This window comes from Azotobacter tropicalis (assembly GCF_059739045.1).
This window is the reverse complement of record NZ_AP046059.1, coordinates 4541276-4553933: the sequence shown is the minus strand read 5'-3', so window position 1 is coordinate 4553933 and position 12658 is coordinate 4541276. Positions and strand designations below refer to the sequence as shown.

The 12658-nt window shown below is 67.4% G+C and carries 9 protein-coding genes and 3 pseudogenes; 4 read left to right on the top strand and 8 right to left on the bottom strand.

The features are described from left to right. The first annotated feature begins 35 nt into the window (after positions 1 to 35). Complete coding sequence (locus tag Atro_RS21580) at positions 36 to 1319, top strand: NAD(P)/FAD-dependent oxidoreductase (RefSeq protein ID WP_497925682.1); 1284 nt, start codon at positions 36 to 38, stop codon at positions 1317 to 1319. A gap of 21 nt (positions 1320 to 1340) precedes the next feature. Here Atro_RS21580 and Atro_RS21575 read toward each other — a convergent pair. The 8 genes and pseudogenes from Atro_RS21575 to Atro_RS21540 all read right to left on the bottom strand — a co-directional run. Continuing rightward, positions 1341 to 1907: pseudogene (locus tag Atro_RS21575) on the bottom strand (PA2778 family cysteine peptidase); the annotation flags it as partial. 191 nt (positions 1908 to 2098) lie between these two features. Next, positions 2099 to 2830 (bottom strand): cis-4-hydroxycyclohexanecarboxylate dehydrogenase, encoded by a 732-nt coding sequence (gene chcB2 / locus Atro_RS21570; RefSeq protein WP_497925680.1) that lies wholly within the window; start codon positions 2828 to 2830, stop codon positions 2099 to 2101. Between the two features lie 74 nt (positions 2831 to 2904). Further along, positions 2905 to 4233 (bottom strand): OprD family porin, encoded by a 1329-nt coding sequence (locus Atro_RS21565; RefSeq protein WP_497925678.1) that lies wholly within the window; start codon positions 4231 to 4233, stop codon positions 2905 to 2907. A gap of 184 nt (positions 4234 to 4417) precedes the next feature. Then, positions 4418 to 5143: pseudogene (locus Atro_RS21560) on the bottom strand (MFS transporter); the annotation flags it as partial. A 118-nt stretch (positions 5144 to 5261) separates the two neighbouring features. Further along, positions 5262 to 5561 (bottom strand): annotated as a pseudogene (locus tag Atro_RS21555) (MFS transporter); the annotation flags it as partial. 302 nt (positions 5562 to 5863) lie between these two features. After that, complete coding sequence (locus Atro_RS21550) at positions 5864 to 6190, bottom strand: NIPSNAP family protein (protein ID WP_497925677.1); 327 nt, start codon at positions 6188 to 6190, stop codon at positions 5864 to 5866. Further along, a complete protein-coding gene (locus Atro_RS21545; RefSeq protein ID WP_497925675.1) occupies positions 6190 to 7935 on the bottom strand; it encodes an FAD-dependent oxidoreductase in 1746 nt (581 codons plus the stop codon). The genes Atro_RS21550 and Atro_RS21545 overlap by 1 nt, the downstream gene beginning before the upstream one ends. Positions 7936 to 8007: 72 nt before the next feature. Beyond that, positions 8008 to 8841 carry an SDR family NAD(P)-dependent oxidoreductase gene (locus Atro_RS21540; RefSeq protein WP_497925673.1) on the bottom strand — a complete coding sequence of 278 codons (834 nt, stop codon included), beginning with the start codon at positions 8839 to 8841 and terminating at the stop codon, positions 8008 to 8010. 241 nt (positions 8842 to 9082) lie between these two features. Here Atro_RS21540 and Atro_RS21535 point away from each other — a divergent pair, with 241 nt between their 5' ends. From Atro_RS21535 to Atro_RS21525, 3 genes are all read left to right on the top strand, one after another. Next, positions 9083 to 9970 carry a helix-turn-helix domain-containing protein gene (locus Atro_RS21535; RefSeq protein WP_497925671.1) on the top strand — a complete coding sequence of 296 codons (888 nt, stop codon included), beginning with the start codon at positions 9083 to 9085 and terminating at the stop codon, positions 9968 to 9970. Positions 9971 to 10281: 311 nt separating this feature from the next. Next, positions 10282 to 11589 carry an MFS transporter gene (locus tag Atro_RS21530; protein ID WP_497925669.1) on the top strand — a complete coding sequence of 436 codons (1308 nt, stop codon included), beginning with the start codon at positions 10282 to 10284 and terminating at the stop codon, positions 11587 to 11589. 15 nt (positions 11590 to 11604) lie between these two features. Then, positions 11605 to 12645 carry an NAD(P)-dependent alcohol dehydrogenase gene (locus Atro_RS21525; RefSeq protein ID WP_497925667.1) on the top strand — a complete coding sequence of 347 codons (1041 nt, stop codon included), beginning with the start codon at positions 11605 to 11607 and terminating at the stop codon, positions 12643 to 12645. Positions 12646 to 12658: the final 13 nt, after the last annotated feature.

The following is a 12658-nucleotide window of genomic DNA, read 5'->3' as shown; positions in this document are numbered from 1 at the left end:
TCGACACCGAATATTCTGGATCAGGGAGCCGCACGATGGCGCACACCGACTATCCCCTTTCCTATTATGCCGCCACGGCCATCCCCACCCCGCAACGCCCGCCGCTCGTTGGGGAAGTCGAAACCGACGTGTGCATCGTCGGCGCAGGCTATACCGGACTGTCCAGCGCACTGTTCCTGCTGGAGAACGGCTTTCGCGTCCTTCTGCTGGAGGCGGCCAAGGTCGGCTTCGGTGCCTCCGGACGCAACGGCGGACAGATCGTCAACAGCTATAGCCGCGACATCGACGTGATCGAACGCAGCCTGCCCATCGAGCAGGCCCGCCAGATCGGCGACATGGCCTTCGAGGGCGGGCGCATCCTGCGCGAACTGGTCGCCCGCCACGACATCCGCTGCGATCTGAAGGACGGCGGCGTGTTCGCCGCCTTCAGCGCCAGGCAGATGGCCCACCTGGAGGCACAGAAGAAACTCTGGGAGCGCTATGGCCATACCCGGCTGGAGCTGCTGGACGAGCGCGCCATTCGCGCGGTGGTGAACACCAGACAATACGTGGGCGGTCTGCTGGACAGGAGCGGCGGACACATCCACCCGCTCAACCTGGCCCTCGGCGAAGCCGCGGCCGTGGAAGCCCTGGGCGGGGTGATCCACGAGCAATCGCCCGCGGTACGCATCGAGTACGGCGCCACCCCCCGGGTGCATACCCCGCAGGGACAGGTCAGGGCGAAGTTCGTGGTGCTGGCCGGCAATGCCTACCTGAGCGGCCTGGCCCCGGAGCTGGCGGCCAAATCGATGCCCTGCGGCACCCAGGTGATCGCCACCGAGCCCTTGGGCGAGGAACTGGCCGCCAGCCTGCTGCCGCAGGACTACTGCGTCGAGGACTGCAACTACCTGCTCGACTATTACCGACTCTCCGCCGAACGGCGGCTCATCTACGGCGGCGGGGTGGTCTACGGCGCCCGCGATCCCCGGGATATCGCCGCCATCATCCGGCCGAAGATGCTCAGGACTTTCCCGCAGCTGCAGCACGTGAAGATCGATTACGCCTGGACCGGCAACTTCCTGCTCACCCTCTCGCGCCTGCCGCAGGTCGGGCGGATCGGCGACAACGTCTATTACTCCCAGGGCTGCAGCGGCCACGGCGTCACCTATACCCATCTGGCCGGCAAGCTACTCGCCGAGGCCCTGCGCGGTCAGGCCGAACGCTTCGACGCCTTCGCCGCCTTGCCGCACTATCCGTTCCCTGGCGGCCGCCTGCTGCGCGTGCCCTTCACCGCCCTGGGCGCCTGGTACTACAACCTGCGCGACCGGCTGGGCGTCTGACAGGGAGCGGCCAGGGCATCAGGGCTCCGTCTGCGCCGTCGCCGGCAGCCGGTTGGCGGGCATCACCAGCACCGCCCAGCGCCCGCCTTTCGCCCAGCTCCGGTCGAACGAGGCGAAATCGACCACCAGACGGCGCGTGGTTCCCGAACGCAGGATGAGCGTCCGCTCGCGCCGGTCGTAGCCGACCACCACAGCAAAGTGCCAGCTCGACCACCAGCCCGGAGAAAGGTCCTGCAGCACCAGCACCGGATTACCCGCCGCCACCTCGTCCAGCACGCTCTCCAGCTGCGGCGCCAGAGGATAGACCTGCATCCCGTAGCGCCGCGCGGTGGCCATCATTTCCTCCTTCCGGCTGCCCTTGCGCCCGGGCGGAAACACCTGGTCCTTGAGCAGCCCCGGCGAGGTGTCCAGACCGCGCTGGCTGAGCATGGTCGCCAGCGCCGCCGGCCCGCCCTGGCAGTCGTCCTGCGAATAGAACGGCACGCCGGTCAGCTCGACCCGCTCGGGCAGCCGCGCGCTTTCCGCCGGCAGCACGGGAGCACGTGCGCAGGCCGCGAGCAGGGCGAACAGCCCGAGCAGCAGAACCATCCGCAGACCACCAGGTCCCCGGAAATCCGAATGAAAGGCCGCGCCTACCGCGCGGCCGGAGTGCTTGCCAGTCGCCACATCGGGCTCGTGGTGGACAGGGGGAAAACGCCTTGCATTGGAAAGTCGGCCCGTCTTGAGGCAAAGGGCGTCCATTCTAGACGGAACGCGCCCTCGCTTCAGTGCCTGCCGGATCAAATCGCCGTATAGCCACCGTCGGCCTGGAAGCAGGCGCCGGTCACGATCGAGGCCCGGTCGCTAGCCAGGAAGGCCACCACCTGGGCGATCTCCAGCGGCTGTGCCAGGCGGCCAACCGGCTGTCTGGCCAGGATCGCGTCGCGGGTCGCCTGCGGCAGCCGGGCCAACAGGGGCGTGTCGACATAGCCCGGCGACACGCTGTTGGCGCGGATGCCCTGGCGGGCGTAGGTCAGGGCGACCGAGCGGGTGAAATTCACCACCGCGGCCTTGGCCGCCGAATAGGCCGTGCTGTTCTCCTGCCCCACGTGCGCCAGGATCGAAGCCATGTTGACGATGGCCCCACCGCCGCCTTCCAGCATCCGGGCAGCAGCGTGCTTGTTGCATAGGACGACCCCGGTCAGGTCGATATCGATCACCCGCTGCCAGTCTGCGAGGTCGAGCCGATGCACCGGCGCCTTCTTTTCCGGGATTCCCGCGTTAGCGACCAGGATGTCAAGCTGGCCGAAACCGTCGACCGCCGCCTGCATCAGGGCCGCGACGCTCTCCTCGCAGGTCACGTCGGCGCGCACGAAGAGCGCCGCCTCGCCGAGTTCGGCAGCCAATGCCGCCGCCGACGCGTCGATATCGCCGATCACCACCCGGGCGCCCTCGGCCACGAACAGCCGGACAATCGCCTCGCCTATCCCGGAACCGCCGCCGGTGACGACGGCAACCTTTCCATCGAGCATGATGAACCCCTTTCGAAGCAGTGAAGAAACGTCCATGCCGGGCTTTCAGAAGACGCGCAGCGGGTATTCGGCGATCAGGCGCACCTCGTCGTGATCGGGATAGCGGTAGTCAGTGTCCCCCGATGGGTGGACTGGCGCACCCGCAGCAGCAGGTCCCTGGCTGGCCCGGACTGCACCAGGTAGGACAGCTCGACGTTGCGCTCCCAGTGGCTGAGGTCCTTGCCGCGCGGATAGATGCTGGTGCCGTTGCGGGTGTAGAAGCGGTTGTCGCTGTCGGCATTGTCCATGTTGTCGCCACGGGTGTAGCGGGTCATGAAGTTCAGCCCGGGAATGCCGTAGGCGGCCAGGTCCAGGTCGTAGCGCAGCTGCCAGGAACGCTCGTTGGCCTCGCTGAAGGTCACCACCTGCCCCAGGTTGTGCATGAACAGCGAACCGCCCTGGGTGCCGTCGAAGCCGACCCAGTCGAGCGGCTCGTCGCCCTGGATGCGCTGGTGCCCCAGGGTCAGGGTATGGCCGCCGAGCCTGTAGCCGACGGCCAGCGACCAGGAGGTGTTGTCGATCTCGCCGCCCTTGGATTCGCCGTAATCGTGGGTGTCGTAGAGGCTGAAGACCAAGCTCAGGGATTGGCGCTCGCTCAGCGGCAGCCGGTAGCGGATGCCGGCGTAATACTGCCGCCAGATGTCCTCCAGCTCGCTGCCGTACAGCGTGACGGCGAAGTCCTTGCCGGACTGGTAGGTGCCGCCCAGGTAGTCGAGGCTGCGGGCGGCCGGCAGGACGGCGTAATCGGTGGTGATCTCGCCGTGGTTGTCGCTCGAATCCACCCCGCTGACCGCCGTGAAATGCCCGGCCTGCAGGTTCAGTCCGGCGAGCTCGTCGACGCTCAGGCTGAAGCCGGTGGCGGTGCTCGGCAGCAGGCGCGCCTGGTTCATGGCGAACACCGGCACGCTGGGCTGCTGCTGGCCGTACTTCAGCACGCTGTTGGCGATGCGCAGCTTGAGCGCCGCGCCCAGCTCCGCGGACTCGCGTTCTGGATGGCCCTTGCCGTCCCAGGGCATCAGGCTGGTGCCGGTGCGCCCGCCGCCGCCGTCCAGGCGCAGCGCGATCAGCGCGTGGGCGTCGAGGCCGAAGCCGACCGGCCCCCGGGTGAATCCCGAGCGGAAATAGGCCATCAGCCCGTGCGCCCACTCCTCGCGGTAGCCGTTGCGCTCGTCGCGCGGCTTGCGGGCGTTGGCGCCGAGGTTGTTGCGGGCGCCGTGGCGCAGGTCGCGGTTGAAATAGAAGTTGCGGTTCAGCAGGTCCAGGTGGCTGTCTGCGAGGAAGCCCCTGGCATCCACCTGATCGGCCTGAAGCGTACCGCTCAGGCACAGGCCGAGCAGTCCCGCGGCGCAAAGTCGAGGTCGCATATCCGTATCGCTCTTGTTGTTGTTCTGCGATGAAGGCCGGCGCAGACGCCGCGTCCGGCTTCCGGTCCATGACGGCGAGCGGAGCCGCACCCGCGATGCGGGTGCGGTCCGGGTGTTTCAGGCGGTCTGCAGTTGCGGCAGGGCGCGCCGCCCCCAGCCCCTTGGCGGCGAGAGCCAGCCCGGAGAGCACGGCGGGAATCGCCAGCAGGGCGAACACCTGGCCGAGCGGCAGCCCCATGGCGATCATCTGGCCGCCGGCGAAGGCGCTGAGGATGGCGCCGAAGCGGCCGATGCCGCTCATCCAGCAGGCCCCGGTGGCGCGCGCCTCGGTGGGATAGAAGCAGGTGGCCATGGCGTTCATGCCGACGCTGCCGCCGTTCAGGCAGAAGCCCACCGCACAGGCGATGGCGCCGAGCAGGAACAGGTTGTCGGTCGCCTGGCCGATGGCGCCGATGGCCAGCGCCGCCACCAGCATGGTCACGAGCAGCACCCCGTGCGGCCGGAAACGGTCCATCGCCCAGCCGACGCAGAGCGCGCCGACCGGCCCGCCGACCTGGAACATGGAAGTGACGATGGCCGCATCGGCGACGCTGTAGCCGTCCGACTTGACCAGGGTCGGCAACCAGCTGCTGAACAGGTAGACGAGAAACAGCGCGGTGAAATAGCCCACCCACAGCATCAGGGTGCCGAAGCGGTAATGGCTGGACAGCACCAGCCGCGCGCCGCCCTGCTGCTGCGGGGCGCTCGGCATCGCGAAGTCGGTGCGGCTGTCGGCGGCGCCCGGCGCGATCCGCTCGACGATGCGCCGGATGCGCTCCCGCGGAGCCCGGCGGCTGACCAGAAAGCTCAGCGACTCCGGCATCTTCCAGATCAGCAACGGCACCACCAGAAGCGGCAACACCCCGCCCATGATCAGCACGCTCTGCCAGCCGAGGTTGGGGATCATCCAGGCGGACAGGAAGCCGCCCGGCCGCCCCGAAGGAGAAGCCGCAGAAGGCCACGGTGACCAGGAAGGCACGCTTGCGCTCCGGGGCGAACTCCGCGGTCAGGGTGGCGGCATTGGGCATGGCGGCGCCGAGGCCCAGGCCGGTCAGGAAGCGGAACGCCACCAGTTGGGTGACATCGGTGGAAAAGGCCGTGACCAGGGTCCAGAAGCCGAAGAACAGCACGCTCGACACCAGCACGATCTTGCGCCCGTAGCGGTCGGCCAGCGGACCGGCGACCAGCGCGCCGACCGCCAGGCCGACCAGCGCGGCGCTCAGCACCGGGCCGAGCGCCTGCGGGGTCACCCCCCAGTCCTCGCGCAGTTGGGGCGCGATCAGCCCCATCACCGCCACGTCGAAGCCGTCCAGGGCGATGATCACGAAGCAGAAGAACACCACCAGTTTCTGGAAGCCGCCGAAGGGGCGGTCGTTGATCAGTTCACGCACATCCATGGTTCTTGTCGCGTTCACTTGAAGTCACCTCGAGCCTCGGGCTCATTTTTTTATTGTCGAAAGGCGATCGGGGATGGCAGCGCACGAATGGCATTTCCTCCGGGCATGAGGGCTGCGCGCGCACTGCCGGACGTGCGCAACCGGTGGGTTGGCGGGCAAGCTCGCCGCCGGCAAGGCAACCGGCGGCGCAGTCGTTACAGCAGGCTCTGGAACCGCACCGGGCGGATGATCCGCGTCTCCTGGGCGATCACCAGGTGCGCCGAGGCCTGCAGGTACTCGCGAAAGTCCGGGTCGCCGTCGCGAGCCAGGGCGCGCTTCTCGAAGTCGTCCAGGCTGTCGTAGCCCCAGAGGTGCACGACCTGGTTCAGCGGCCCGATGCAACTGGTGTAGAAGGCCAGCGGCCTGCCCAGGTGGCGCAGCAGCACCGGCATCGCCAGGCGGTCGAAGACCTCAAGAAATTCGGCCATGCCGCGCGGCTTGATGGTGTAGATGCGGTGGTCGACGATCGGCTTGTGGTTCATCACACGGCCTCCCGGTAGCGGGTTGCGGGTTGCAGCGCCTCGGCGCGGGCCAGATGGCGGCCGGTGAGGTAGCCGAAGGTCATGATCGGGCCGAGGGTGATGCCGGCGCCCGGATAGTTGCCGCCCATGACGCTGGCGCGGTCGTTGCCCACCGCGTACAGGCCGGGGATGGCCGCGCCGCCCTCGCCCAGCACCTCGCCCTCCAGGCTGGTGCGCAGGCCGTCGAAGGTGCCGAGGTCGCCCATGATCACCTTCACCGCATAGAAAGGCCCCTTGGCGATCGGCGCCACGCAGGGGTTGGGCCGCTGCTCCGGATCGGCCAGGTAGCGGTTGAACGCAGTGCTGCCGCGGCCGAACTCGTTGTCCACCCCGCGCTCGGCGCCGAGGTTGTACTGGCGCACCGTCTCCTCCAGCCCGCGCGGGTCGATGCCGGCCCGCTGCGCCAGCGCGGCGAGGGTCGCGCCCTTGAGCAGATAGCCGCTGCGCAGCAGCGGACGCAGCGGCATCGGCGCCGGCTTGGCATAGCCCAGGCCGTACTTGCCGATGGCGGTGCGGTCGCAGACCAGCCACATGGCGGTTTCGCGCTGGCCTTCGCAGGCGCGGATCAGCGCGGCGCCGACGTCGTGGTAGGACTCCGACTCGTTGGTGAAGCGCCGGCCGTCGCGCAGCACGCCGATCACGCCCGGCTTGTAGCGGTCGAGCAGGTGCGGGAAGACCCCGTGGCGGCCCTTGCCCAGCGGCACCCGGGAGACCGGCATCCAGGCCGCGGCCTCGGGGAAGCGCAGCTCCAGCTTGCCGCCGACGGACTCGGCCAGGTAGGCGCCGTCGCCGGTGTTGCCGGCCGGCACCGGCGAGAGGTGCACGCCGCCGCGGCGCAGGTGCGGATAGGCCCGGTGGATGCGCGCCAGGTCATGGGAGAAGCCGCCGCTGGCCAGCACCACGCCGCGCTGCGCCTCGATCCGCTGCGTGCCCTGCGGCCCGCGGACCAGGGCGCCGATCACCCGGCCGTTCTCCAGCAGCAGCTCGCTGGCGGAGGTACGGGTGTGGATCGGAATGCCCAGATCCAGCGCCGACTTGGCCAGGCGCGCGGCTAGGGCGTTGCCGCTGGTCACGTTGATGCCACGGCGGTAGAGGAGCAATTCCTTGAGGTGGGTGGTCAGCCGCTTGGTCACGTAGACGAACGAGGTCAGCGACCGGGTGGCGTTGAAAAAGTGTTTCAGGTCGGCGTTCGACGAGTTGAACATCATGCCGATGAAGGTGATGGTCTCCAGCGGCGGACGCAGGCGCACCATGTCCTTGCCGAGCCGGCGGATGTCGTAGGGCGCCGCCAGCACCGAGCGGCCGATGTCGACGCCGCCGGGCAGCGTCGGGTGGTAGTCGGGATAGAGGGTCGGGACGAACCTGACCTCGGTCTCGCGCTCGAAGAACTCGAGCATTTCCGGGCCGTGCTCGAGCAGGGCGTCCACCGCCCGCTCGTCATAGAAGGCCCCGGTCTCGTTCCGCAGGTAGGTGCGCGCCGCCTCGCGGCTGTCCTGCACGCCGGAGGCCCTGGCCAGGTGGTTGCCGGGAATCCACAGCACGCCGCCGGAAAAGGCCGTGGTGCCGCCGAAATACTCTTCCTTCTCCACCACGACCACATCCAGGCCATGCTTCTTCGCGGTGATGGCGGTCGACAGGCCGCCCGCGCCGGAGCCGACGACCAGTACGTCGCAGCTGAGCGTGGGAAGCGGGGTTTGTGCAGTCATGAGCAGTCTCCTTGCCGGACAGGCAGGGGCGCGCCCGCGCCGGAGAGCGGCGCGCGCCGGTGAATGGGGGGGTCAGCCCTGGCGGGCGGTGGCGGGCGACTCGAAGCCGGGGCGCGGGATCAGCGCCATCAGCATGCTTTCCAGGCCGCCGTCGACGGTCAGCTCGGTGCCGTTGACGTAGTCGGCGCGCGGGCTGGCGAGAAACAGCACGGCGTTGGCGATGTCGTTGGGCTCGCCGATCCGTCCGTTGGCGGTCATGGCGCAGCGCTGGCGCTCGATCTGCGGATCGGCATAGAAGGCGGCGGACAGGGGCGTGCGGATCAACCCCGGGCAGACGGCGTTGCTGCGCACGCCGCGCGGCCCCCATTCGCTGGCGATCTGCCGGGAGAGCATGCTCACCCCGGCCTTGGCCGCGCTGTAGGCGCCGCTCCAGGTCTGCGGCGAGTGCGCGGCGATCGAGGCGATGTGCACGATGCGCCCGCAGCCGCGGGCCAGCATCGAACGGCCGAAGGCCTGGGAACAGAGCAGGTAGCCGTTCAGGTTGACCGACAGCACCTGGTTCCACTTCTCCAGGCTGATCTCCTCGATGCTGCCGGGCTGCAGCACGCTGGCGTTGTTGACCAGCACGTCGCAGCCGCCGAAGCGGCTTTCCACCTGGGCGGCCGCCTGGCGCACGCTCGCCGGGTCGGCGATGTCGCAAGCGATGGCCTGGACGGGTTCGGCGGCACGGACGGACAGTTGCTCGGCGAGGTGCGCGCAACCGGCCGCGTCGCGATCCAGCAGCACCAGCCGGGCACCCTGCCCGACCAGCGCGGCGGCGATTTCGCGGCCGATGCCGCCGGCCGCTCCGGTGACCACACAGACGGCCGAGTCGAGCCCCAGCCAGTTGTCGTTGTTGTTGTTCATGACCATCTCCGGCACTCACGCAGGGCGGCGCGCCGTGGCGCCGCGTTTTATTGTTGTGGGCGCGTCGAGCCTTGGGCTCTGCACGTGGGATGGATGTTAGGCGGGCGTGACGCGGCTTCAGAATGGACGAAATCGGCAACCGCCCCGACATTTCGAACAAAAGAGTGCCTTCGGGAAGAGTCGCATTGACCGCTCCGGCCGCTTCGGGCTAATCAAGGGAGGCAAGGAGCCCGGAACAACAATGAACAAGATTCCCAGCTACGCCCTCTATGGCGAGGCCGCCCAGCCGGTCTGGCACGAATCCCTCCATGTGGAGACCATTTCCAACCGCTCCGGCGCCCACGACTGGTCGATCGAGCCGCACCGCCACGACAGCCAGCTGCAGATCCTCTACCTGCAACAGGGCGGCGGCCAGGTGCTCTGCGACAGCGTGCGCCTGGCGGCCCGCGCGCCCTGCATCATCCATATCCCGGCGCAGAGCGTGCACGGCTTCGACTGGCAGGGGCCGGTGGAGGGCAAGGTGATCACCGCCCTGCAGCAGCCGCTGGAATCGGCGGCCGAAGTCCTCTCCCCCGGCCTGCTGCCACTGCTGCGCAGCCGCCAGCTGATCGACCTGCCGCGCTGGACGATCACGGAAGATCCGCTGCTGCCGCTGTTCGCCGCCCTCGAGGAGGAATACCTGGCCCGCGGCCGCGAACACGCGGCCTGCAGCACCGCTCTGCTCCTGGCGCTGGTCGTGCACATCGCTCGCCTGGGCGAGTCGGCCGCGGCCGAGCCGGGACAGCCGCGCGGCCGGCGCAGCCAGCAGATCCGCCAGTTCCGCGAACAGGTGGAGGTTCATTTTCGCAACCATCGCCCGGTCGGCGACTACGCCGAGCTGCTCGGCATGACCCTGGCGACCCTGGGCCGGCTCTGCCAGGAACAGCTGGGCATGAGCCCGCTGGCGGCGATCAACGCCCGCCTGCTGCTCGAGGCCCAGCGCGAACTGGCCTATTCCAGCCGCAGCATCAAGGAGATCGCCCACGACCTGGGCTTCTCCGACGAGGGCTATTTCAGCCGCTTCTTCCGCCGCCATACCCGCCTGACGCCCAGCGAATTCCGCAGCCAGGTGCGGCAGGAACGCAGCTAGCCGAAGCCGGCCGACGATCGCCTTCGGAAGTTATCGCTGCCATGAAAAGATCTTGAATATTCGCCTGAAAGTTCAAATCCATTCTTTCTCGCTCATTGCTCTGCCAACTATGAAGTTTCTGCAGAGATAAGCATTCGATCTTTTACATCACTTTGTCATTAGTAACTTTCACATTCGGCCAGTGCCGCAAAAAAGTATCACCCTCCGGAAAGAAGCGCGCTAGCCAGTCCAGTCGTCCCCTCGTTAGTTTTAATCCACCGGCCGTCAACTAACGGCCGCACTCACCTACAACTACAACAAAGGAAAACATAATGACTCAGCGTGAAGAATCACGAGGGCTGCTATTCGGCATGCCCTTGTCCCTCCTCTGGGGTTATATAGCCATTGCCGTGTTCATGACGGGAGACGGCATCGAACTGGCTTTCCTGTCGCGCTATGTCGTCGACCTCGGCTTCTCGCCCACCCAGGCCTCCTTCCTCTTTACTGTCTATGGATTGCTGGCAGCCCTGTCCAGCTGGAGTTCCGGCGTACTGGCCGACATTTTCGGACCGCGCCGGATCATGCGCATCGGCGTGATCGCCTGGATCGTCTTCCATGTACTTTTCCTGCTCTTCGGCCTGGGCGAAAAGAACTACGCCCTGATGGTGTTGTTCTATGGGATCCGCGGCTTGGCCTATCCCTTGTTCATCTATGCCTTCGTCGTCTGGATCGCGCAAGTTGCGCCGAGAGAGCGTCAGGCCTCCGCCATGGGCTGGTACTGGACGATGTACTCCATCGGTATCGGCTTTTTGGGAACTTATCTGCCCAGCTTCACCATCCCGCATATCGGCTTCATGGGCACTTTATGGATGGCCGTCGCCTGGGTGGCAATAGCAGGCGTTATGGTCCTGGCTCTGGTGAGAGATTGGCAGCGGGCCGATAGCGGTGCCACTACGAGTCTTGCCGGACGCCTTCGCGAGTTGAGCCGTGGCGTCACCATCCTGTTCGATCAGCGCAGCATTCTTGTCTCGGCCCTTGTACGGATTATCTGCAATCTGCCGCTGTTCGGCTTTCCCGTGATCATGCCGCTGTTCTTCACCTCGCCCGAGGTGGGCTTCGGCATGGAGCAATGGCTGCGCATCTGGGGCGCCCTGTTCATCGTCACCATCTTCACCAACGTGATGTGGGGCCTGATCGGCGACCGGATCGGCTGGGTGTTCCAGATGCGCTGGTTCGGCTGCGCCGGATGCGCGCTCGCCACCTTGGCCTTCTACTACGTGCCGCTCACCTACGGCGCCAGCTTCCCGGCCGCCATCCTGGCCGCGGTCGCCCTGGGCGTCGGCGTGTCCGCCTTCGTGCCGATGGGCGCGATCTTTCCGGCCATGGCCCCGGAACACAAAGGCGCGGCCCTCTCCGCGCACAATCTGGCGGCCGGACTCTCCAGCTTCATGGGACCGGCCATCGCCACCCTGGGCATCTCCACGGTGGGCGTGGAGGGCATCGTCTGGATCTACGCCTTGCTTTACCTGCTTGGCGTAGTGCTGACCTATTTCATCCGCGTCGATCAACCGGGCTTTGAACGTAAAGCCACGCTTACCGCTCCCTTCTCGCCTCGCTCGAAAACCGGCGAAGCACTTTAAATAGGAAGAACCTCCATGAAAGCTCTGGTCCTGGAAAAGCAACACGATCTGAAGATCCGCGATATCGAGCTGCCCCTGACCCTGGGTCCGGACGACGTGCGCATCCGCATCCATACCGTGGGCGTGTGCGGCAGCGATGTGCACTACTACACCCATGGCCGCATCGGCCCGTTCATCGTCGATCAGCCGATGGTGCTGGGGCACGAGGCCGCCGGCACGGTCGTCGAGGTCGGCAGCAACGTCACCCACCTGGCCGCAGGCGATCGCGTCTGCATGGAGCCCGGCATTCCCGATCCCACGTCCAAAGCCTCGCGCCTGGGGCTCTACAACGTCGATCCGGCGGTGGTGTTCTGGGCGACTCCGCCGGTGCACGGCTGCCTGACCCCCGAGGTCATCCATCCGGCGGCCTTCGCCTACAAGCTGCCCGATCACGTCAGCTTCGCCGAAGGGGCGCTGGTGGAACCCTTCGCGATCGGCATGCAGGCGGCGGTCAAGGCGCGCATCAAGCCCGGCGACGTCGCCGTGGTCATCGGTGCCGGCACCATCGGCATGATGACCGCCCTGGCCGCCCTGGCCGGCGGCGCGAGCCGGGTGCTGGTGTCCGACCTGATGGAGGAAAAACTGGCCATTGCCGGGCGCTACGAAGGGATCACCGCCGTCAACGTGAAGGCGCACTCCCTGAAGGACAAGGTGGCCGAGGTGACCGGCGGCTGGGGGGCGGACGTGGTGTTCGAGGCCAGCGGTAGTCCGCGCGCCTACGGCGACGCCCTGGCCACCGTCTGCCCCGGCGGCGCGCTGGTGCTGGTCGGCATGCCAGTCGAGCCGGTGCCTTTCGACGTGGTGGCGGCCCAGGCCAAGGAGATCCGCATCGAGACCGTGTTCCGCTACGCCAATGTCTACGAGCGGGCCGTGAACCTGATCGCCAGCGGCAAGGTCGACCTGCAGCCGCTGATCTCGGCGACCTTTCCCTTCGAGCGGGGGGTCGAGGCGTTCGAGCGGGCCGCCAGCGCCCGGCCGGGCGATGTGAAGGTACAAATCACCTTTGCCGAGGGCTGATGGCAGCGGCTAC